At 42.4% G+C, this 21,408-nt stretch carries 18 protein-coding genes; 4 read left to right on the forward strand and 14 right to left on the reverse strand.

The genetic code is table 11. The features are described from left to right. The first annotated feature begins 21 nt into the window (after positions 1-21). Positions 22-1,179, forward strand: coding sequence for a dihydroorotase (locus MOB01S_RS04800; protein WP_066802218.1), 1,158 nt, complete (start codon positions 22-24; stop codon positions 1,177-1,179). Between the two features lie 159 nt (positions 1,180-1,338). Here MOB01S_RS04800 and efp read toward each other — a convergent pair whose 3' ends face one another. Further along, complete coding sequence (gene efp / locus MOB01S_RS04805) at positions 1,339-1,908, reverse strand: elongation factor P (protein ID WP_066802220.1); 570 nt, start codon at positions 1,906-1,908, stop codon at positions 1,339-1,341. 97 nt (positions 1,909-2,005) lie between these two features. Here efp and epmB point away from each other — a divergent pair, with 97 nt between their 5' ends. Continuing rightward, on the forward strand, positions 2,006-3,019 hold the full coding sequence (gene epmB, locus MOB01S_RS04810) for an EF-P beta-lysylation protein EpmB (RefSeq protein ID WP_066802261.1): 1,014 nt from the start codon (positions 2,006-2,008) through the stop codon (positions 3,017-3,019). 130 nt (positions 3,020-3,149) lie between these two features. Here the strand turns inward: epmB and MOB01S_RS04815 are convergent, their stop codons facing one another. The 13 genes from MOB01S_RS04815 to MOB01S_RS04885 all read right to left on the reverse strand — a co-directional run bounded on the left by MOB01S_RS04815 (position 3,150) and on the right by MOB01S_RS04885 (position 18,667). Next, a complete protein-coding gene (locus tag MOB01S_RS04815) occupies positions 3,150-3,974 on the reverse strand; it encodes a hypothetical protein (protein WP_066802222.1) in 825 nt (274 codons plus the stop codon). A gap of 140 nt (positions 3,975-4,114) precedes the next feature. Then, positions 4,115-4,738, reverse strand: coding sequence for a tetratricopeptide repeat protein (locus tag MOB01S_RS04820; RefSeq protein WP_066802224.1), 624 nt, complete (start codon positions 4,736-4,738; stop codon positions 4,115-4,117). Between the two features lie 55 nt (positions 4,739-4,793). Next, positions 4,794-6,158 (reverse strand): glutathione-disulfide reductase, encoded by a 1,365-nt coding sequence (gorA, locus tag MOB01S_RS04825; RefSeq protein ID WP_066802226.1) that lies wholly within the window; start codon positions 6,156-6,158, stop codon positions 4,794-4,796. A 91-nt stretch (positions 6,159-6,249) separates the two neighbouring features. Further along, positions 6,250-7,482, reverse strand: a complete 1,233-nt coding sequence (gene serA / locus MOB01S_RS04830) for a phosphoglycerate dehydrogenase (protein ID WP_169798121.1) — start codon at positions 7,480-7,482, stop codon at positions 6,250-6,252. Between the two features lie 480 nt (positions 7,483-7,962). Then, the gene (locus tag MOB01S_RS04840) at positions 7,963-11,010 is read right to left on the reverse strand and encodes an efflux RND transporter permease subunit (RefSeq protein ID WP_066802232.1); all 3,048 of its coding nucleotides are present in this window, start codon (positions 11,008-11,010) and stop codon (positions 7,963-7,965) included. Further along, complete coding sequence (locus tag MOB01S_RS04845) at positions 11,007-12,110, reverse strand: efflux RND transporter periplasmic adaptor subunit (protein ID WP_169798122.1); 1,104 nt, start codon at positions 12,108-12,110, stop codon at positions 11,007-11,009. The genes MOB01S_RS04840 and MOB01S_RS04845 overlap by 4 nt, the downstream gene beginning before the upstream one ends. A 241-nt stretch (positions 12,111-12,351) precedes the next feature. Continuing rightward, positions 12,352-13,338, reverse strand: a complete 987-nt coding sequence (locus MOB01S_RS04850) for a malate dehydrogenase (RefSeq protein WP_066802236.1) — start codon at positions 13,336-13,338, stop codon at positions 12,352-12,354. A 260-nt stretch (positions 13,339-13,598) separates the two neighbouring features. After that, positions 13,599-14,279, reverse strand: a complete 681-nt coding sequence (locus MOB01S_RS04855) for a tetratricopeptide repeat protein (RefSeq protein WP_066802238.1) — start codon at positions 14,277-14,279, stop codon at positions 13,599-13,601. Positions 14,280-14,360: 81 nt separating this feature from the next. Then, positions 14,361-16,388, reverse strand: a complete 2,028-nt coding sequence (locus MOB01S_RS04860) for a lytic transglycosylase domain-containing protein (RefSeq protein ID WP_084349617.1) — start codon at positions 16,386-16,388, stop codon at positions 14,361-14,363. A 292-nt stretch (positions 16,389-16,680) separates the two neighbouring features. Further along, positions 16,681-17,244, reverse strand: coding sequence for a hypothetical protein (locus MOB01S_RS04870; RefSeq protein ID WP_157073898.1), 564 nt, complete (start codon positions 17,242-17,244; stop codon positions 16,681-16,683). A gap of 5 nt (positions 17,245-17,249) precedes the next feature. Beyond that, positions 17,250-17,999: a TSUP family transporter gene (locus MOB01S_RS04875; RefSeq protein WP_174521832.1), complete on the reverse strand. Its 750-nt coding sequence runs from the start codon at positions 17,997-17,999 to the stop codon at positions 17,250-17,252. Positions 18,000-18,077: 78 nt separating this feature from the next. Continuing rightward, positions 18,078-18,452 (reverse strand): type II toxin-antitoxin system VapC family toxin, encoded by a 375-nt coding sequence (locus MOB01S_RS04880; protein ID WP_066802242.1) that lies wholly within the window; start codon positions 18,450-18,452, stop codon positions 18,078-18,080. A gap of 2 nt (positions 18,453-18,454) precedes the next feature. After that, positions 18,455-18,667 carry a hypothetical protein gene (locus MOB01S_RS04885; protein ID WP_157073899.1) on the reverse strand — a complete coding sequence of 71 codons (213 nt, stop codon included), beginning with the start codon at positions 18,665-18,667 and terminating at the stop codon, positions 18,455-18,457. A 389-nt stretch (positions 18,668-19,056) separates the two neighbouring features. Between MOB01S_RS04885 and cuyB the strand changes: the two genes are divergently transcribed. Then, positions 19,057-19,746, forward strand: coding sequence for a cysteate racemase (gene cuyB / locus MOB01S_RS04890; RefSeq protein WP_066802244.1), 690 nt, complete (start codon positions 19,057-19,059; stop codon positions 19,744-19,746). A gap of 315 nt (positions 19,747-20,061) precedes the next feature. Continuing rightward, positions 20,062-21,339: a dicarboxylate/amino acid:cation symporter gene (locus tag MOB01S_RS04895; RefSeq protein WP_066802246.1), complete on the forward strand. Its 1,278-nt coding sequence runs from the start codon at positions 20,062-20,064 to the stop codon at positions 21,337-21,339. Positions 21,340-21,408: the final 69 nt, after the last annotated feature.

Below are 21,408 nucleotides of genomic sequence, written 5' to 3' on the forward strand. Positions count from 1 at the left end.
CATAAGCAAAAGAGAAATTTTATGAAAAACCTCCTTCCCCCCAACTGGCAATTTAACCAAAGCCAATTAAATGGTATTAACACAGACGGCAAATGGCTACTTCCGCCCCTTGTGGATTTGTGCGTTGTGATTGCTAATAATGAGCACGCTACGATAGACAGCGAAAGCAAATCAGCCTATCAAAACGGCTTTTTGTATGTGTGCACACCGCCAACGACAAGCCAACCGCTTGACAATGGCTCTTTGATTGACGACATTCGCCACAAGGCAAGCAAAAATGGCGTGCATTTGTCGGTCATTGGGGCATTGACTGCACACCTACAAGGCGAAAAACTTGCCAATCTTGCCAGCCTAAAACCCAAAACTATCGCCGTATCCAATGGGCGAGCAGGCTTTGGGAATGATGATGTGCTACTGCGAGCGTTGGAGTATGCCAACACCTTTGATGTCAAAGTGTTTTTTTATCCTGATGAACCAAGCCTATCAAAGAACGGTGTGGCACACGATGGCTATGTGGCAAGTTTTCACGGTCTGGCTGGCATTCCGTGGATTGCCGAGACGGTTGCCCTTGCCAAGCAACTGCTCATTGTAGAAGAGACTGGCGTATCGGCTCATTTTAGCTGTCTTAGCTGTAAATCATCGGTGGAGCTGGTTCGCACCGCCAAGAAAAAGGGCTTGCCTGTAACGGCTGATGTGGCAATGCACCAGCTTCATCTGACCGATGATGCGATAGATGGCTACAATACTTTGGCATTTGTTTATCCGCCCCTGCGTTCACAGACCGACCAAAGGGCGTTGATTGAGGGCTTGCAAGATGGGACGATTGATGCGATTTGTTCTCATCACGAGCCTGTATCAATGACCGCCAAACTTGCCCCCTTTGCCGAAAGTACGGCTGGCATTAGCAATTTTGATACTTTTGCAAGCCTTGCAGTGAAACTTGTTACGGACGGTATTTTGACACACGAACAACTGATCCAAAAGATTTGTATCAATCCTGCCAAAATCGCAGGCATTGAAATGATTTACCATCAAAAAGGTGGGGCGATACTGATTGACCCCACACAACAATGGACGGTCAATGATAAAACCCTATTGTCAATGGGCAAAAATACGCCTTTTATCAATCAAACGTTGGTTGGGAGAGTGGAAAGCGTGTTTTTGCATAAAAATGAATAAACAAAAATAACTATCATTTGTATTTTGGTAAATGTGTGTTATAATCACTGCTAATCTTTCTCCACCCCAATCTTCAACATTGAGATTGGGTTTTTTTATCGGAACATTAAAAAAGCAACCCAAACAGGTTGCTTTGTGAGATGTGGTGTAAAATTTGCCTTACACACGACCCAAATATTCACCAGTACGAGTGTCTACCTTGACGATTTCGTTTTGTTGAACAAATAATGGCACACGTACCACCGCACCTGTTTCTAGTTTGGCAGGTTTACCGCCACCGCCAGAAGTATCACCACGTACGCCTGGGTCTGTCTCAATGATTTCAAGCTCTACAAAATTAGGAGCAGTTACCGAAAGTGGAGCACCGTTAAATAGGGTGATGGTGCAAAGGGCGTTTGAGTTTTCTTTTAGCCACTGGGCAGAGTCGCCCATGGCGTTTTTGTCGGCTTGAAGTTGTTCAAAAGTTTCAGGGTGCATAAAATGCCAGTATTCACCATCATTGTATAGATAGTTCATTTCGCTATCTACCACGTCCGCACCCTCTAAGGTATCGCCTGATTTGAAAGTTTGTTCTAGAACCTTACCTGTTTTTAGGTTTCTTAGTTTGACACGGTTAAAGGCTTGACCTTTACCAGGTTTGACATATTCGTTTTCTAGGATAGAGCAGGGGTTGCCGTCAAGCATAACTTTTAAGCCAGCTTTAAATTCATTGGTTGAAAAACTTGCCATGAAATTTACCTTTAAATTGTAAAAGAAAATGAAAAAATGCGTTATAATGACACACCTAACCGTTTATTATAACCAATATTACCAAACTTTGTCAAAAATGACCGATATTTTTTTTAATTCTCCCAACTGGCAAAAAGAGCTTGCTTCTGCTGTTGGTGATGTAGCTACATTGTATGAACTTTTGGATTTGCCCTTACCTAGCCAATACCACGCTCCCAAAAAATTCCCTCTAAGAGTGCCTCATGCCTTTATCGCTAAAATGAAAAAAGGCGACCCAAATGACCCACTTTTATTGCAAGTGTTGCCTGACATTGCCGAAACCTTGCCTGTGGCAGGTTATACTACTGACCCACTTGATGAAAATAACCACAATCCGATTAAGGGGTTGATTCATAAATACCAAAGCCGAGCCTTGATTACCGTAACAGGTGCGTGTGCGGTGCATTGTCGTTATTGTTTTCGTCAGCATTTTGATTATGGGGCAAATTTGCCAAATGGTGAAGATGTACGCCAAATCTGTGATTATATCAGCAATGATAAAAATATTAATGAAGTGTTGTTAAGTGGTGGCGATCCTTTAAATATTAACAATCGCCGTTTTAATGAATGGATTTTGTCATTATCCAACATTCACCATATTAAAACCATTCGTATTCATACCAGAATGCCTGCCATTTTACCAAGTCGGATTGATGATGAATTACTGGCGATATTGGCTGATTGTCCAAAAAACATTGTCATGGTACTTCATATCAATCATGCCAATGAAATAGATGATGTATTGGCTAAAAAATGCCAACAGTTAAAAAATAGCGGTGTGGTATTATTAAACCAATCGGTTTTATTAAAAGGTGTCAATGATGATGTAGAAACGCTATGCCAATTAAGCCATCGTCTGTTTGATATTGGGGTGATACCTTATTATTTGCATATTTTGGATAAAGTGGCGGGGTCGGCTCATTTTGATTTGCCCATAGAGAGGGCGATAGAGATTTATTGGCAACTCTTAGAAAAGCTGTCGGGTTATCTTGTACCAAAACTTGTCCAAGAAATCGCAGGCGAGCCTTATAAGGTGCCGATTGATGTTTATCAATTTCAAAGATGTACTTAATTCATATCAGAACCACACAAAAAACCGTTCGTCCTTAAGTCAAGTCGAAGGGTGGAACGGTTTTTTTTTGTTGGGTTTGACAAGCTCACCACGAACGAAAAAAACTAATTGTGGTGTATTTGGAGTTTAATTAAATATATAACGATGACAATGTTTCTTTGACTATTTTATCCATATTTTCCAACTTTTCTTTTTTACCTTCGGCGAATTTTTTGGGTTTGACACTTTTGCCAGTTTCGTCCCACGCCAATACTTCTGATACATTATCTTTATCATCTTTAACCACTTTAAACATGGCATTGGCATTTTCATAAAAATAGATGTGAGTGATTTCTTTGGGTGTGGTATTGGTAATTTTCAAATAAGCCATGACGGTTTGGCTGTTTGGGTAATTGATGACGAAGGTGGTGGTGTCGGTGATTGCTTGTGAGTAAACGGACGGTTTGCCATTGGTAAAAGCAGTGTACCAATACGAAGTATTCATCATTTCCATGATATTGCCATTTTCATCAAACCAAATAATATCACTGTCAATGACATCATCTTCAAAACTGCTTTCGTCCGCCCCTTGTTTGAGAATGACGGGAGCAATTTGCGGAGCGTGATTGGTGTAGAAATCTTGGACAACCGTGCGACCGTCAGCTGTTGTGCCTAATATTTTGCGATAATAGCCGTCTGGGGTAGATTTGTCTGTAAGGTTGCCGTCTTTGTCGTAATAATAGGTTTTGCCCGCTTTGGCGGTGTAGGCAATGGGGTTAACGTACGTTTGGGCGGTTATGCCCGCAAGCTCATTGGGTAGGGTGGGTAAGTCTAAATTAAGCTCGGCAAAGGTGGGGGCGATGTGTCCTTCGGATTTTAATCGCTGTTCTAATTGCTCTTGGATTTGTTCTGTTTTACAAGCGGATAAAGACAAGGCGAGTAATGAGGTCAGAAAAATGGCAAATAGGTTGGGCATGGGGAGTCCTTATTGTGATGAATGTGATTTGTTTGTTAAAATTAAAAAATATAAGCCGTAGGTGCGTACTACGCACCCTTTGGTATTAAAATTTTCAATACAATATCATTAGCACCAAACAATTATTTTTTGATAAATAATTAAAAATGTTTTAAATAATTGCAAGCAGTTTCTGATTTGTTTTCACACGCTTTTTGATACCAGTATTTTGCCTGTTTGTCGCTTTGAGTAACACCTTGCCCCTTTAAATAACGATTACCTAAATATAATTGAGCGGTTGGGTTATTTTGTTCGGCAGATTTTTGATACCAATATACTGCTTTTTCATAATCCACAGGTACGCCATCACCTTGATAATAAATAACACCCAAATTAAGTTGAGCATAATCATAACCTTGATTGGCGGATTTTTCAAGCCAATAACGAGCTTTTTCAAAATCCTGCTCCACGCCATTGCCTTGATGATAAAATTCGCCCATTAAATATTGAGACTTAGCGATGCCTTGTTCGGCAGAGTTTTCACACCAATAAATTCTGGCTTCACTCATATCGTGATGTTTTTGCATTTGATGAGTTATGTCGCATAAAAAGGCTTGGGCATCTTTATCGCCTTGTTCGGCTTTAATTTGTATTTCGTGGTCGCTCCCATCGTCATAGCCCATTACTTTATAAGCTGGATTAGCAAATGAAATACAGCCATATAAACTTGCAAACATAAATACCGTTATTTTTGCCAATAAACGACTTTTAATTTGATTAAACATTGTATTTTTCCTTAAAAAATAGGAATAATCTTTTACAATTATTCCTATTTTATTTTTATCTCATCGTTACAAACTCTTCACTTCCTGTCGGGTGAATGGCAACGGTGTCATCAAAGTCTCTTTTGGTTGCCCCCATCTTGATGGCAACGGCAAAACCCTGAATCATCTCATCAACGCCAAAGCCCACACCATGTAGTCCGACCACCTTTTGGTCATCGCCTACGCAGATAAGCTTCATCAGGCATGGTTCACGATGGGCAGTGATGGCAGAATACATGGGGGTAAAACTTGACCGATAAACTTTGACGTTGTCAGCCCCAAATTCATCAATGGCACTTTGTTCGCTCATGCCAATCGTGCCAATGGGCGGGTGACTAAAAATAACTGTTGGTACAAGTGTATAATCCAAATGTTCGTTGGGTTTGTTGTTGAATAGTCGCTCGGCGAGTCTGCGACCACTTGCCACCGCCACAGGGGTTAACTCAATGCCATGTTCAATAATATCGCCCACCGCATAAATACCCTCTACATTGGTGTTTTGGAATTTATCTACGATGATTTGCCCTTTGGTGTTCACTGCCACGCCTGCTTTGTGCAAATCAATCACATCAGTAGCAGGCACTCGCCCTGTCGCCCAAATCAAGCATTCTGTATTTAGTGTTTGACCGTTGTCAAAATAGATGGTCAGTTCATTGTCATTTTTGGTGATTTTGACTGGATTGACACCAGTGTGAAAAGTGATACCGTCCTTTGTCATGATGTCTTGGAGTGTATCAACAATGTCTTTGTCAAAATTTTTCAAAATGCCACTACGTACGCACAAATGTGTCTGTACACCAAAAGCATTCATCACGCCTGCAATCTCAACGCCGATGTAACCACCACCTACGATGGCAACCGATTTTGGCAATGTGGTCAAATCAAAAAATCCGTCCGAATCAATGCCGTGCTCTGCCCCCTCGATGTTTGGACGGCTTGGACGACCCCCTGTGGCGATGGTGATGTGGTCAGCGGTGATGGTTTGTGTTGTGCCGTCTTCGTGGGTAACCTCAATGGTTTTGTTGTTCACAAATTTGGCAAAACCATTGATGAGTGTTACGCCATTTTTGTCAAATCCACGTTGATAAGAGGCGTGGATACGACTGATGTAGGCGGTGCGATTTTCAACCAATTTGGCAAAATTAAACTTTTTAAAATCAAGTTCAAAACCATAATCAGGGGCGTAGGCATGAATGGCGGTTGCCATATTTGCACCATACCAAAGTACTTTTTTGGGAACACAGCCAACATTGACACATGTACCACCGATGTGGCGAGCTTCAATGATGGCAACCTTTTTACCATACATGGCGGCACGATTGGCGGAGGCGATGCCACCACTACCGCCACCTATGCTAATATAATCAAAATGTTGAGTCATGATATTTTTTCCAAATAAAACAGCAGATATATTCTATCACAAAATCAAAACCGCCTAAATAAAAAGCGGCTTTGATGTTTAAAAAATAGGGTTAGAACAGCACACGCACCTTGATGGTTTCGGCAATGGCACGCAGGCGTGCAAGTGCTTTGGTAGAATCCGAATCGTCCACGTCCATGATGAGATAACCAACATCGCCACGTGTCATCATGGATTGGGCGACAATGTTGATGCCAGCATCGGCAAATGAGGCATTCACCTGAGACAGCACACCAGGGACGTTTTTGTGAATGTGGAGCAGACGATGGGTGTTGTCAGCAAATGGAATGCAGACGTTGGGGAAGTTGACCGAGCTTGTGGTGTCGCCTTGGTCAGAATAACGAACGAATTTTTCGGCAACTTCAAGCCCGATGTTTGCTTGGGCTTCTTGGGTTGAACCGCCCACATGGGGGGTCAATATGACGTTGTCAAAAGCACGCAGTGGTGAGATAAATTCTTCGTCTGCTGATTTTGGTTCTTTGGGGAATACGTCAATGGCTGCCCCCAAGAGTTTGCCATTTTTTAGGGCGGACGCTAGGTCATCAATATTGACACAGCCTCCACGAGCAGCATTGATAAAAAATGAGCCGTCTTTCATTTTGTCAAATTGGGCTTTGGTCATCATGCCACGAGTATTTGGCAAATCAGGCACGTGCAATGTAACAACATCTGCTTTTTCCAAAAGTTCATCAAGGCTACCGACTTGTACAGCGTTGCCTAGTGGTAGCTTGGTAACAACGTCATGATAAATCACCTTCATGCCCAAACTTTCGGCAAGTACAGACAACTGCGAGCCGATAGAACCATAACCTACGATGCCTAGTGTCTTGCCACGCACTTCATAACTGTCTTTGGCAGATTTGTTCCAGCCACCACGATGGACGACTGCATTTTTTTCTGGAATGCCACGCATGAGCATGATGGTTTCGGCAAGGACAAGCTCAGCAACGGAGCGAGTGTTTGAGTAGGGGGCATTGAACACAGGAATGCCAAGCTCTAAGGCTGCATCCAAATCCACTTGGTTTGTGCCAATACAAAAACAGCCAATGGCAATCAGTTTTTCGGCGGATTCTAGTACTTTGCGAGTAAGTTGAGTGCGTGAGCGAATGCCGATAAAGTGGGCGTCTTTGATTTTTTCAATCAACTCCTCTTCATCAAGGGCGGATTTGATGGATTCTATGTTGGTGTAGCCTGCTTCATTGAGAACTTTTAGGGCGTTATCATGTACGCCTTCTAGGAGCAAAAAGCGGATTTTGTGTTTGTCAAGAGATAGGGTCATGAACAATCCTTATAAAGTAAGTTGGGCAAGTTTGTATTTATACACCGATTGACTCAATTTTGCAAAGGGTTTTTAAAGAAATTTTTTATAGGGTATAACTACCTTTATAACACTATTTATATTTATCAATCAGTTAGAAATAAAAATATCGCGTTTTAGGTTGAAAATGGCTACCCGACCACTTAATCTTATAAAATTAAAGATGGTCTTAGAATTAAGAGATTAAGTGGTTGGGTGTTTTTTGTCAAAAACTGGTCTGATAAAAAACTCACGGTCTGCGTTTTTTTTTGCTAGAAAAACGTGCGATTTATCTCATTTTTAATTGTAAATACAAAAGATAGGCATACCCTAAAAATATTTCAAAAAGCAGAGGTCAAAAATCAAGAGTTGAATTTTTGCAAAAATACCTGTTTGTTAGGCATGCACTTGTCTTGGCAAGTTTGGCAAATAAAAAACCACACCTTTTTGATGTGGTTTTTTTTGGTGTTAGTGGGTTTTTAACTTTTTAAGCCAAACGCCCACATCGTCCATGAGTGTATAAACCACAGGAATGACCACGAGGCTTAAAAAGGTGGATGTAATAAGACCGCCCAACACCGCCACCGCCATTGGACGGCGAAAAGTTGGGTCAGCACCACCCCACCCAAAGACAAGCGGTAGCATACCTGCCCCCATTGCTATCGTAGTCATGATGATTGGTCTGGCACGTTTGGAGCAAGCGTCCAAAATCGCCTCCACACGATTTTTACCATCTTGTTCAGCGATGATGGCATAATCCACAAGGAGAATGGAGTTTTTGGTGGCGATACCCATGAGCATGATAAAGCCAATCATGGACGAAATAGATAGGCTAGACCCTGTTATGACAAGACCTATCAATGCTCCGCCAATAGACAATGGTAGTGCCATGAGGATTGTAAAGGGTTGTAAAATCTTGTGAAATAACAAGACCAATATCCCAAAAATACAAAATATCCCAACCCCCATAGCAATCACAAAGCCTGTAAATAACTCCGCCATACTATCGGCTTGCCCTTCGTCCATCACGCTAATACCCTCTGGCAGGTTCGTTATGGCAGGCAGGGATTTGACGGCTTTAATGACTTCGCCAAGCTCGTCAGAGGATTGGACGGTGATTTTGATGCTACGCTCACGATCAAGACGGCGGATTTGGGCATCGCCTGTGCTAAATTTAATGATTGCTACCTCAGAGAGTTTAACAGCGTTGCCTGTATTGCTTGGCACATATAAGGTAGATAAGGAGTTTAGGTCGGCACGCACCTCATCAGACAGTCGCACCACAACAGGGATTTGGCGTGTGTCTAGGTTTAGTTTTGATAACATTCTGTCATAATCACCCTTAGTGGCGATACGCAGAGTATCGGCAATGGCTTGGGTTGTTACACCCTTATCTGCCATACGCATGGGGTCTGGTATGACAGTAAGTTCGGGCTTGGGCAAAGGTTTGTTACTACTGACTGACGATACCATAGGTAGGGTGCGAATTTGACTAATGACATTTTCGGCAGTCTGTTCAAGAAGTTTGGCGTTGTCCGAACGTAGTGAAAAGCCATATCCTGTATCACCTCCTGCACTGATACCTACTGTAAAACGTGCTGATGGAATGTCTTTAAGAGTCTTTGTGATGGCTTGTTCTATCTTGACTTTGCTAGGACGCTCACCACGTGGAGCAAGCACGATGTTCAAGGTGGCGTTGTTTTCTGAACTTGCGGACGCATTACGACTGTCTGTGCCACCTGTGGTTGCCCCTACTGACACAAAAACTGATTGTACGCCCTCAATGGCACTAATACTGCTGGCTGTCATGTCGGCAATGGCAACGGTATCTTTTAGTACAGAGTCTGGTGTAAGTTCTAGGGTAACTTGGGTTTGGTCGCTATCATCAGGTGGTACGAATGAACCTGACAAAAGCCCCACCAATGACAATGAACCAACAAACAATAAAATGGTCGCCACCATGGTGATGAAGCGATTTTTTAATACCCATTTGATGATGTCAAGATAGACATTCATGATTTGGCTTGTGGGCTTGGCGTGGACTTTTTGGGGTTTTAAAATATAAGCTGCCATCATGGGTGTTACCAAACGAGCCACAAGTAGAGAAATGAATACTGAGATTGCTGCCGTCCAACCAAACTGCTGAAAGAACTGACCCACCACACCACTCATAAAAGCAGTTGGTAAAAATACAGCAATTAGTGTAAATGTCGTGGCTATCACCGCAAGTCCGATTTCATCGGCAGCTTCCATCGCCGATTCATAGGGGGTTTTGCCCATGTGCAGATGTCGCATGATGTTTTCTACTTCTACGATGGCATCATCAACAAGCACCCCAATGACCAGTGATAAAGCAAGCAATGAGATGATGTTTAAGCTAAAATCAAACAAATGCATGGCTAAAAAAGTGGGTATGATGGATAGGGGTAACGCTGCTGCCGTTACCACAGTTGCTCGCCAATCTTTTAAAAAAATGAGTACCACAATAACCGCCAAAATACAACCTTCAATGAGCATTTGCATACTGGCTTTGTAATCTTCGGCGACAGGTTTGGCATTGTCGTAGATTTTTTGAATGTGAATGTGGGGCATTTGTTGGCTAAGTTTGGCAAGCTCTTTGTCAATGCCTTTTACCATATCCACTTCGCTTGCTCCACGAGAGCGAGTAAAATTGATTGCCACCACTGTTTTGTTGTCTAATTTTGCTACGCTACTGATGTCAGCATGGGCGTCTGTGATGTTGGCAAGTTGCCCAAGTGGTACGCCTCCTGCTGGGGTGATGACTTGGATTTGGGCAAGTTCTGATAGGCTTTTGGCAGAACCTAATACCCTGATGGTTTGTATGCCACCGCCAATCTTTGCCATGCCACCTGTGGCATCTAGTTGCGAGGTACTGATTTGGTTTGATAGATTACTGATGGGCATTTGCCAACCATTTAATTTGTCCAAATCTGGGGCAACAATAATTTGGCGTTCTATGCCACCGATGCGATTCATCGTGCCGACACCTGTAATGTTGGATAGGCGTTTATTTAAAGTATCATCAACAAACCATGACAGCTCCGCTTCGCTCATCACATCACTTGCTACCGAATAACTCACAACAGGAAATCCTGCGGTAGAGACCTTGGTAATGATGGGTGTTTCGCTACTGGCTGGCAAATCGTTTTGGATTTCATCTAGGGCAGAACGGACATCATCTAAGGCTTCGTTTAAATCTTTTTCCAATTTAAATTCGGTATGAATGGTTGCTACACCCGTTTGTAGGGTGGAACGAATGTGCTTGACTCCCGAAATGGTGGTGAGTTTGTTTTCTATTTTTTTGGCGACATCCGTTTCAAGTTGAGCAGGACTTGCCCCTGTATAAGGTATGGTTACGATGACAGCAGGAACATCAATGTCAGGAAATTGTTGAACCTTCATGCTTTTAAAGCCAATAATGCCCCCAAGCATCAATAGGGTAAAAATTAAAATTGCCACCAGTGGGTTTTTGATAGAATATGCTGAAAAATTCATTTTGCCCCCACAGTATCTGCCATGACGATGTGCACCAAATCACCTTCATTTAAAAAACTGACGCCATTGGCTACGATGAGGGTATCAAGTGGCAAATCGGTAGCGACTTGGTCTTGGTTGTGAGCGATGAGGTGAACGCGTGTGCGAGTGGTTTGGTAAATGGGTTTGTCGCTTGGCTTGTCTTGGTTTTGGTAAGGATTAAGTGTCCATACATAATCATAGCCGTCTGTGTTGATTATTGCACTGCTGGGTATGGCATGATGCGTGGTGTTGCCAAACACAAATTTGCCACGTTGATACATACCAGCTTTTAGCATAGGGTGGGGCGGGGTGGCAACATGTACAATAATCTCACGCCCACTATTGGCGGTGGGTGATAAATGAGTAACTTTGCCTTGAATGATTTCGTCATTGACCATCACTTCGGCGGTTTGTCCAACGTGAATTTTTTGAGCATCAGCAGGCGAGAGTGTGGCTTGCCATTCTAGCTTGCCACCTTTAATGATACTAAAAAGAGATGTGCCACCTACCGCCATGCCTACTTGGGCGTTTTTTGTACTTATCACGCCTGATATGGGCGAGATGATTTGGGTGTTGTTTAGGTTGTTTTTGGCGGTATTTAGGCGAGCAAGGCTTGCCTTTTGGGTGGCTTGGGTTTGTTTGACGGCGGTGCGATAAGTGTCCACTTGCTGATGGCTGATTGCATCTAGTTTAAGAAGTGGCTCAACCCTTGCCAAATCTGCCACTGCCTGTTCATGGCTTGCCACCGCCTGTTCGTAGTCAGCAATGGCTTGTGCGACATTTTCTTTGGCGGTTTGGTTGTCAAGTGTTGCCAAAACTTGCCCTGCCTTGACGGTGTCGCCTACTTCCACAAGCACCTGCTCAATGGTCGCTCCTGTGAATTTGGCAGAAACTTCGGCGACATCTTTGGCATGTATTATGCCATTTGCCATGATATTTTCATCAATCGTCATGACCTTGGGTGTGGTAGCTTGAATGGTCATGGTGATGGGCTTGGTGTTGTTAGTGTTTTGGGTGGCTTGGGAAGTTTGGGAGGCGATTTGGGATTTGCCAGTGTTTTTGCCTAATAAAAATCCCATAAAAATCAATAATATTGCCCCAATTAGGGTAAAAATATGTGTTGTTTTCATCATTATGCTTTATGAGTTGTGGATAACAAGGTCATTGTAGCAGGGTGGGTAACATTGTCAAGATTTTGGTGTGTGTGGTTTTTGGGGTGATTGGCATTCTAAATGGGTTTTTTGTGCTTAATTTTTTAATAACGCACAAAAAATAACGCCCCTTAAAAGTATCTAGGAGCGTTATTTTTATTAAAGCTGATTATAGCAAATGACTAATCGCATCACGCTCATCGGTCAGCTCTTTTAGGGTGATGTTAATGCGTTCTTGGCTAAATTCGTCAATTTCTAAGCCTTGAACGATTTTGTACTCACCGTTTTCGCAGGTTACAGGGAAACCAAACATCACGCCTTCTGGGATACCATAAGAGCCATCTGATGGAATGCCCATAGTTACCCACTCACCATTTGTACCCAATGCCCAATCACGCATATGGTCAATGGCAGCGTTGGCAGCAGAAGCAGCAGAAGACAAACCACGAGCCTCAATGATAGCAGCGCCACGTTTACCAACGGTTGGCAGGAATACATTGGCGTTCCATTCTTGGTCGTTAATCATGTCTTTGACAGACTCGCCACCTATGGTAGCAAAACGGTAGTCAGCATACATGGTTGGGCTGTGGTTACCCCAAACGGTGAGTTTTTTGATGTCTTTGACTTCTTTGCCAGTTTTCTTAGCCACTTGGGTCAAGGCACGGTTGTGGTCTAGGCGTAGCATGGCGGTGAAGTTCTTGGCAGGTAGGTCTGGGGCGGACTTCATGGCAATGTAGGCATTGGTGTTGGCAGGGTTGCCGACTACTAGAACTTTAACATCACGGCTTGCCACGTCATTTAATGCTTTGCCTTGTGCGGTGAAAATTTTGGCGTTTTCTTGGAGTAAGTCAGCACGCTCCATGCCTGGTCCACGAGGTCTTGCACCCACTAGCAGGACATAATCAGCATCTTTGAATGCTACATTTGGGTCATCTGTGCCAATAACATCAACAAGCAATGGGAATGCACAGTCATCAAGCTCCATGATTACGCCTTGCAGGGCTTGTTGTGCTTTTTCCACAGGCACTTCTAGTAGTTGTAAAATCACAGGTTGGTCTTTGCCAAGCATTTCGCCAGATGCGATACGGAACAGTAGGCTGTAACCGATTTGACCTGCGGCACCAGTTACCGCAACACGAACAGGTTGTTTGCTCATAATCTTATCCTTAAATAATAAATGGGGGTAATTTTGCGATTAAAAACCATTTAAAATCTGCAAAATCATCCTAGTGTAGCATATTTTTTGGGGTGCTTGCAAAGGGTTTTTGGGACAAATCACCGTCTGTTTTTGCAAATTTACCAACGTCATCGCCCCACCGTTCACCACCAATCATGGATTTGTGGCGGTGGGGTTATTTTGACAAATTTATGTTTAAAAATATGACATAAAATCCATCTATTGATAACTTAAATTGATTAAAGATAATAGCAAGCTACGTCATAACCATTGTCGCAAGCTCTGGCAAACCAATATTTAGCAGTATCTGGGTTTTTAGGTGCGCCATATCCGTTATCATACATCATAGCAAGATGAGTTTGAGCATGGGCAACTTCTTGTTCAGCCGATTTACCAAACCATTCTAATGCATTGGTATAATCTTGTTTTAAATAATACATCATTCCAAGAGCAAATTGAGCATCAGCAACCCCTTGATTGGCAGATTTACCAAACCATTCAAAGGCACGAGCCTCATCTTGTTTAACACCCCTTCCAAAATAATACATCGTACCTAGATTATACTCAGCCCCATCAAAACCCTGCTTGGCAGATTTGGTAAATAATTCATAGGCTTTGCCATAATCTTGGGCAACACCTTCTCCATGACGATACATCATACCAAGATTATTTTGAGCGTGCATCTCACCTAAGTTGGCAGATTTGGTAAACCATTCAAAGGATTTTTGATAATCCTGTGTTGCATGATAAGCAAACCCTAAATAAAATTGTAGTTGAGCATTATCAGGATTTTGCGTTAATTCTTTTTGACAAATACCAATGGCAGATTGTGGGTCAATGTGATAAATCTCTGCACAAGTGTTGGCATATGCCATTGTTCCCACTAGACCAAGAGATAGGATAAAAAGTTTAATTTTCATAAGATTTACTTTTAAAAACTTGGGTGATTTAGCCGTACTTGTACAAGAAAACCGCCCCATCATGAGCGGTTTTTTTACCAATCACCAAGACGGTGATACCGTCCCCATTCTTTGGGAAATCGGCGTATAGTTGCCTAGTAGTACACCATAAATAGTGGCGTTGGTCATTACTTGTTTGACATAGTCTCTGGTCTCAAAATAGGGAATCGCCTCAACATATTGGTCGCCTGCCATTGAGCCGTGTTTGGGCAACCATTTGCGAGCGGGGGTTGTACCTGCGTTATAACCTGCGGTGGCAGGAGCAAGTTGCCCATTGAAATCACGAGCTTTCATTGATAGATACCACGTTCCGTAACGAATGTTGGTGTCAGCATTGCTCATACTTCCCAAGCTCTCGCCCATGTCACGTGCGATGACTTTGGCGGTGTTTGGCATGATTTGCATGAGTCCGCCTGCCCCAACGTGAGAGCGTGCATTGGGCTGAAAACGGCTCTCTTTGTGAGCGATGCCCAACGCCCATGCAGGGTCAATGCCTGCATTATGAGCATAACGGACAAAGGCATCACGATATGGCATAGGGTGGCTTAATGCCCCTGCTCTGATGTTGGGATTGCGTTCATTGGCATAATCCATCGCATAGATACTGCGATGATATACGCCCAAGTCATGAGCTTTTTTGGCAGCGGCGAGCAGTAATCCTGTGTCGCCTTTTTTGACCGCTTCACGTACTGCCCAGTTCCATTCACGTCCAATACTGTCGTAGCTGGCGTTGTTTTGTATGAGTAATATTGCTCGTGCAAAGTGCTGGTCTTGCATGACACGGTGAGCATCACGGCTGACATCAGGCATGCCACCACCCAAATCATTTAAAGTCAATGCCTGACCCAATCTGTCCCGAGCAAGCAAGCTATAATAACCAAGACCATTGGCGATATTGGCATAAATCTGACGAGCCTCACCTTGTTTGCCTGTTTGTTCCAAACCACGAGCTAGCCAGTATTGCCATTGTTTTTCGTTGGCGTTTGCCTGTGGCATGGCACGCACCGCCTGCACCACGTCCGCCCATTGACTAAAATAAATACTTGCTTGGGCGTAATCTTCGGCTTCTTCAAAGTTAAACGGCTCACCCAAACTGTTTCTAAACCAATTCACCGCATCCATGCTAAATCCATCATCAGTATTCATGTTCATGCGTTTGACAGCAATTGAGCGATAGGCATAACGGCGAGCCATGTCAGAAAGTTTGTTGCCATTGGCACGTAAATCGTATTCTAACTGCTGAATGGCTGACCAGTACGAGTTTTGGGCAAGCAGACTAATGGCATAAACGTACAGATATTGGTTGGTATCGCTGTAACCTTGACTGGCAAACTGACCAAAAAAGCCGTTGGGATTGCTTCTGATGCTACTAATGGTACCATAATCAATCGGCAAGCCCAACGAACGAGCCAGCGTAACAATGTCGTTTGTTTTGTCCATTGGAGTGTCTTTGGACGAATATTGGCGTTTGTCAATTCGCATCATGCGAATGAGACGCTCATGCTTGTCAGTGCGAGTGATTTGGTTGTGATAAACCATTTCACTGCCAAATTTGTGGCACAGTGACTGCTTGACGTTGGTATCTAGCCAAACAGACTTTTGAGCCAGCACTCTGGGGTCGCTCACTTGGTTAAACCCAAGCCCCAATGCACACGCCTCTGAATCATCAGGGTTCTCAATCGAGCCTGCTACCGCACGTACACTGGCATAGTCGCCTTGACGAGCCTTGGCTTCGGCGTAGTCAGCAGCGAGCTTTTCGCCCATGACAGTACTGGGATATTGACGTACAAAGGCATTAATGGTGCTGGGGTCTTGGCTAGATAAGTTGTAATCCAATTTCCAATAAGTTGGATACATCGCAAACAGCGAGCCTTGCATACTTTGCTCATATTGGTACATGGCGTTGGGGCTTGCTTTTTGGCGTTCGGCTTCCATCATCTGGTAGACGCTACTGTCGTAACTGTAATCTTGACCATAGTTATTGGCATTGGCACAGGCCACCACTCCGCCAAATAAAGACAACACAACGGCACTTTTGAGTGTGTTTATTGATGAGATTTTATTGTTCATATCAAACCTTTTGTAATGGATTGGCTTCATAGATTAACAAATTAATTTTGCCACCGTCTGCTTTTTGCGTATAAAATTGGTAAATGCCACCACATGAAATAGGAAGGGCAGGGGGTCAAAATTTAAGCACAGTAAAAATTGCACATCATCCTTGCTTGGTAAAAGGCAAGTTTGGTAGGATATTTTATCATGATTTGTGGTTTTGTGTGATTTTTTCACCGTTGCCAAAAATGTCCAAGATTGCTTCATTGTTAGGGTCTAAGGATTTGTTGAAAGGTATGTATTTTTTTGGTTAAATAAATTCTTTTTCTTGCCATTTTTTAGCAAACATTGTTAAAAAGACAATAACCAAACCTGTTTTAAACCAAAGCAACATAAAATTAATCAAATGAAATCCATTTTTGGCAAATGAATTTCGTTCATAGGGAGAATATTCATCAATCAAAGGAAAAAAGATAAACAAACACGCCAATCCCAAAAAGAACAATGAGGATTTTAAAGGGTCGGTATAAGGATAACCGCCTTGATGTTTATCAATCGCTAGTTGTACCACTTTTTTATTGGTGATTTTTATTTGTTGATTAAAATCTATTAAAAATACTTTAATCAATACTAGAGATAATACCAAAACTTGATAGAAAAAATGCACATCAAATGCCCATTTGTTTTTATCACTGGCAGGGAGTGTTTGGGTGTATAAAGTCAGACCATCATAAGTTTTTAATAATTCAATGTCATATAAAATACTCATTGCCATTAATATAGGCACAATCACATAAATCAAAATAGGACTGATAACCATATTTTTGGCAATCATCACATAAATTTTTATTTCTAAATTAGAACTACTAGCCACTTATGTTACCAAAACACATACCGCACCACCATTAAAAAACACATCAAAACAATCATCGGGCGGATATATTTGGCACCACCTTTGATGACCATATGAGAGCCCAAATACGCCCCAATCACTTGCCCAACAATCATCACAAGACCAATCGCCCATACCACTTGACCGCCGATGATAAAAAATATCAAACTTGCCAAATTGGTGGCAAAATTTAAAAGTTTGGCATTGCCTGTGGCTGCAACCAAATCCTGCCCACGCCCAACCACGCCAGAGAGCGAAAAAAATGTCCCCGTCCCCGGTCCAAAATACCCATCATAAAAGCCAATGGCAGGCACAACGCCATTTTGCCACGCCTTGTGCGACAGTTTGGGTGGTTTTTGATAATTGCCCAAATTGGGGCTAAATAAGGTATAAAGCCCCATCGCCCCCACAACAAAGGGAATGGCGATTTTTAAAAAATCTGGGGGCGAAAGCTGTACCAAAACCGTCCCCACCGCAGAACCAACAAAGGCAAGGATTAGAGCGGTTTTGATGGTTTTGGGCTTGGCAATGCCCTTTTTTATCATTGTAAGACTTGCCGAGAGTGAGCCTGCCGAGCCTTGCAATTTGTTGGTGGCAAGGGCGGCAATGGGATTTAGACCTGATAATAAAAGGGCTGGCACAACAATCAAACCGCCCCCACCAGCCGCCGCGTCCACAAAACCTGCCAGCATTGCCACAAAAAATAGAATTGTTAATAACTGAACGCTGATTTCCATCAAGATGACTGCCTTTTAACATTAAGACGGTTTAAAATTTTATCAAGAATGTGGGTAAAGTTGCAAGGGTTAATTAAATTAACCAATTGAATAAAAAGGATTGATGATGTTAATAGGCAAATGATTAAAATCTTTTTCGTTATTGGTAACCAATATACAATGATGACAAATGGCGGTTGCTCCAATAATGGCATCTGGTGTTTTACTTTTCTTTTGACGGCGGTTTTTGGCAGTTTGTAGGCTAATTTGGCGAGTGAGGGGCAAAATATTAAAATTTTCTTGCAAGAATTTTTGTACAAAAGCCAATTCCTCGTCATTATAACGATAAGATAATACTTCAATTAAAGTAATTTCAGAGATAGCCAACGGTTTTAGATTGCCCAAAAATTTACCAATCCGTCCACTATCGTCTGTTAGAAAATAAATCAGAATATTGCTATCAATCAAATACATCATCAATCCCAACTGTCTCTTAATTCTTGTTGAAACGCAAGCATTTCTTCTAGTCGCCCTTTGAACATTCCTTGTGCCTTATAAAAACTCTCTGGACGCTCAATGCTTTCTTTGGGTAAAAGTGAGGTAATGTATTGCTCTGGGCTAATGCCTTGCTGTTTGGCATTGACAATAATCACTTGTTCAATGTTGGGGGGCAGTTCTAAAATCATCATAAAATCCTACTATGAACTTGTTCTATCTTAAAAGGGTTGTAAAAATGGTACAAAATTGGCAATTGTCCGTAAGGGGGTAACTTGCAATTTGCCCCTACAAAACCATATTAAATTTATAGCTGGGTTGGTATATTATACCCAATTTTTATCAAAATTCAATCTGGCAAATCACACAAGTTTAAAGCTCTTGTTTTATATGATTAAATTGTTTAAAATAAGCCAACTTAATACAAGGGCAATTATTTGCCGTAGTAGAAATTTAACACAAGTCATCAGACTACAATAGACAAATCCATTCACTTATTTTCTTAAATATTATCCATAAATGACCGTTGTTAATTATTGATAATTAGGAGAATTTGTGAGAATTTTTAAATTTTGAAGAGTATATGAAAAAACTAATTGGTATTTTGGGCGGTATGGGTCCTATGGCAACCGCCGATATGTTTTTAAAATTCATTCATTCTGCCAATGCCACCAGCGACCAAACGCACATTCCGCTTATCATTTCATCAATTCCTGATGTGCCTGACCGCTCGGCATTTTTGCTTGATAATGGCGATGACCCTTATCCATATTTGTTTGACTACACCCACCATTTGGTCAAGGCAGGGGCAACTTGCGTGGTGATTGCTTGCAACACCGCCCATTATTGGTTTGATAGATTGCAAGCCGACTTTCCCAATTTAACAATGTTATCAATGATAGAAACGGCGGTGCAAGTTGCCAAAAACAGTGGGCAAACAAATATTGGTATTTTGGCAACCAATGCCACACTTGCCACCAACCTTTACAAAACCAGCATTGAACAGGCAGGTTTAAACTACATTGCCCCTGATGACAACACTAAGGTAATGCAAAGCATTTATTTGTACAAGGCAGGCAAAATAGATGAAGCCATTACTTTGATGAAAGATGAGCAAGGCAAATTGTTTGATAAGGGGGCAAGCCTGATTATTATGGGCTGTACCGAAGTCCCTCTTATTTTGGCACAAGACGCCAAAGAAAATCCAAACGCCTACATTGATGCTACACAGGTGCTGGTTAATCGGGCAATTCTTTGGTATCGTGGCGATTAATTATTGAAAAACTTGATAAAGGCATTGACTATCTTAATCAATCGTTTTACAATTAGATAACTTTATCAAGTGCGTTCAATGATGTAAAAATACAAACAGTCCTTAAACTTACTGCAAAACTAGGTTTTCCGTTCGCCCTGAGCCTGTCGAAGGGTGGGAAAACCGTTGTGGTTCGACAGGCTCACCACGAACGGTTTTCCTTGTTTTTGGGTTTTGCAGGAAGTTTCTTGATAAACATATTAGCCAAAAGCCATTATTTGTTTTTAACACAATAATGGCTTGTTTTTATTTTTATATAGATAGCAAAGGTGTGCGATGTCTATTTTTAAACTCTATTTTAAATCCAATCTGCTGATTCGTATTTTGGTGGCGTTGGTGCTTGGGGCGATTTTGGGGCTAATCTTTCAAGATGCCCCCAAAATTGTGGCAGTTTTGACGCCATTGGGCGAATTGTTTGTAAGATTGCTAAAAATGATTGTTGTGCCTGTCATTGCCAGCACCTTGATTGTGGGAGCAAGCTCAATTGCCCCCTCTCAGCTTGGGCGAATTGGCGTTAAGACAATGCTATATTATACCATCACTTCCATTGCTGCCATTTTGATTGGGCTTGGCGTGGGGGCGGTCATTAAGCCTGGTTTGGGACTGCAATTGGTCTCTGAAATGGCAACAGATGGCAAGGTTGCCGAAGCCCCTAGTATGCTCAAAATCCTGCTAGAAATCGTCCCAACCAACCCCATTGGCGTGATTGCAGAAGGTCAAGTCTTGCCAATGATTTTCTTTTGTTTGATGTTTGGTATTGCCCTTGCCTTTGGTAAGGATAGCGATGATGATAATGTCAAAAAAAGCTCCGAAACGGTCTATTCCTTTGTAGATGGTGTCAGCCAAGCGATGTTTAAGATTGTCGGCTGGGTAATGCAATATGCTCCCATTGGCGTGTTTGCGTTGATTTTTATTGTGTTTTCCAAAAATGGGGCGGCAGCATTTGGCTCATTGGCAAGTGTTACAGGGGCTGTATATTTGGGGCTTGCCCTGCAAGTGGTGTTGGTGTACTGTGTTACTTGTGCCTTGTTTAAATTATCGCCTTTAACTTTTTTAAGAAAAGTACGCCCTGCGATGATTACCGCCTTTGTAACTCGTTCATCAGGAGCAACTTTGCCTGTTTCTATTCAGACGGCTGAAAGTATGGGCGTTCCCAAAAATGTATACAGTTTTGGTTTGCCTGTTGGCTCCACAATGAATATGGACGGCACTACCGTGTATTTGGGCGTGTGTGCGATTTTTATCGCCAATGCGGTTGGTATGCCCCTTACGCCAGACCAGATGATGACCGTTACTTTGACCGCTGTTTTGGCGGCAGTTGGAACAGCAGGCGTACCGGGGGCTGGGGCGATTATGCTGTTAATGGTGCTTGAATCAGTGGGTCTGCCTGTGGAGGCTGGCTCTGCGGTGGCGGTTGCTTATGGTATGATTTTGGGCATTGAAGCCTTGCTGGATATGGGTCGCACCTCTATGAATGTGGTGGGCGATGTTGCTGGGGTTGCCATTGTTGCCAAGCACGAAAAAACACTTGATGAAAAAGTGTGGCATAGCTAATCTGTTTTGAGGTTTATAAATCCGCTCGTTTTGGGCGGATTTTTCTTGTTTATTTTTATTTTAGAAAAA

Origin of the sequence: Moraxella oblonga NBRC 102422 (assembly GCF_001598275.1) — a bacterium.
In the GTDB taxonomy this organism is placed as follows: Bacteria; Pseudomonadota; Gammaproteobacteria; order Pseudomonadales; family Moraxellaceae; genus Moraxella; species Moraxella oblonga.

Excerpts from the sequence above, each read along its gene's own strand:
- MOB01S_RS04800 (WP_066802218.1), top strand. The coding sequence starts at position 22 with ATGAAAAACCTCCTTCCCCCCAACTGGCAATTTAACCAAAGCCAATTA.
- efp (WP_066802220.1), bottom strand. The coding sequence starts at position 1,908 with ATGGCAAGTTTTTCAACCAATGAATTTAAAGCTGGCTTAAAAGTTATG.
- epmB (WP_066802261.1), top strand. The coding sequence starts at position 2,006 with ATGACCGATATTTTTTTTAATTCTCCCAACTGGCAAAAAGAGCTTGCT.
- MOB01S_RS04815 (WP_066802222.1), bottom strand. The coding sequence starts at position 3,974 with ATGCCCAACCTATTTGCCATTTTTCTGACCTCATTACTCGCCTTGTCT.
- MOB01S_RS04820 (WP_066802224.1), bottom strand. The coding sequence starts at position 4,738 with ATGTTTAATCAAATTAAAAGTCGTTTATTGGCAAAAATAACGGTATTT.
- gorA (WP_066802226.1), bottom strand. The coding sequence starts at position 6,158 with ATGACTCAACATTTTGATTATATTAGCATAGGTGGCGGTAGTGGTGGC.
- MOB01S_RS04840 (WP_066802232.1), bottom strand. The coding sequence starts at position 11,010 with ATGAATTTTTCAGCATATTCTATCAAAAACCCACTGGTGGCAATTTTA.
- MOB01S_RS04845 (WP_169798122.1), bottom strand. The coding sequence starts at position 12,110 with ATGGGATTTTTATTAGGCAAAAACACTGGCAAATCCCAAATCGCCTCC.
- MOB01S_RS04850 (WP_066802236.1), bottom strand. The coding sequence starts at position 13,338 with ATGAGCAAACAACCTGTTCGTGTTGCGGTAACTGGTGCCGCAGGTCAA.
- MOB01S_RS04855 (WP_066802238.1), bottom strand. The coding sequence starts at position 14,279 with ATGAAAATTAAACTTTTTATCCTATCTCTTGGTCTAGTGGGAACAATG.
- MOB01S_RS04860 (WP_084349617.1), bottom strand. The coding sequence starts at position 16,388 with ATGAACAATAAAATCTCATCAATAAACACACTCAAAAGTGCCGTTGTG.
- MOB01S_RS04875 (WP_174521832.1), bottom strand. The coding sequence starts at position 17,999 with ATGGAAATCAGCGTTCAGTTATTAACAATTCTATTTTTTGTGGCAATG.
- MOB01S_RS04880 (WP_066802242.1), bottom strand. The coding sequence starts at position 18,452 with ATGTATTTGATTGATAGCAATATTCTGATTTATTTTCTAACAGACGAT.
- MOB01S_RS04885 (WP_157073899.1), bottom strand. The coding sequence starts at position 18,667 with ATGATGATTTTAGAACTGCCCCCCAACATTGAACAAGTGATTATTGTC.
- cuyB (WP_066802244.1), top strand. The coding sequence starts at position 19,057 with ATGAAAAAACTAATTGGTATTTTGGGCGGTATGGGTCCTATGGCAACC.
- MOB01S_RS04895 (WP_066802246.1), top strand. The coding sequence starts at position 20,062 with ATGTCTATTTTTAAACTCTATTTTAAATCCAATCTGCTGATTCGTATT.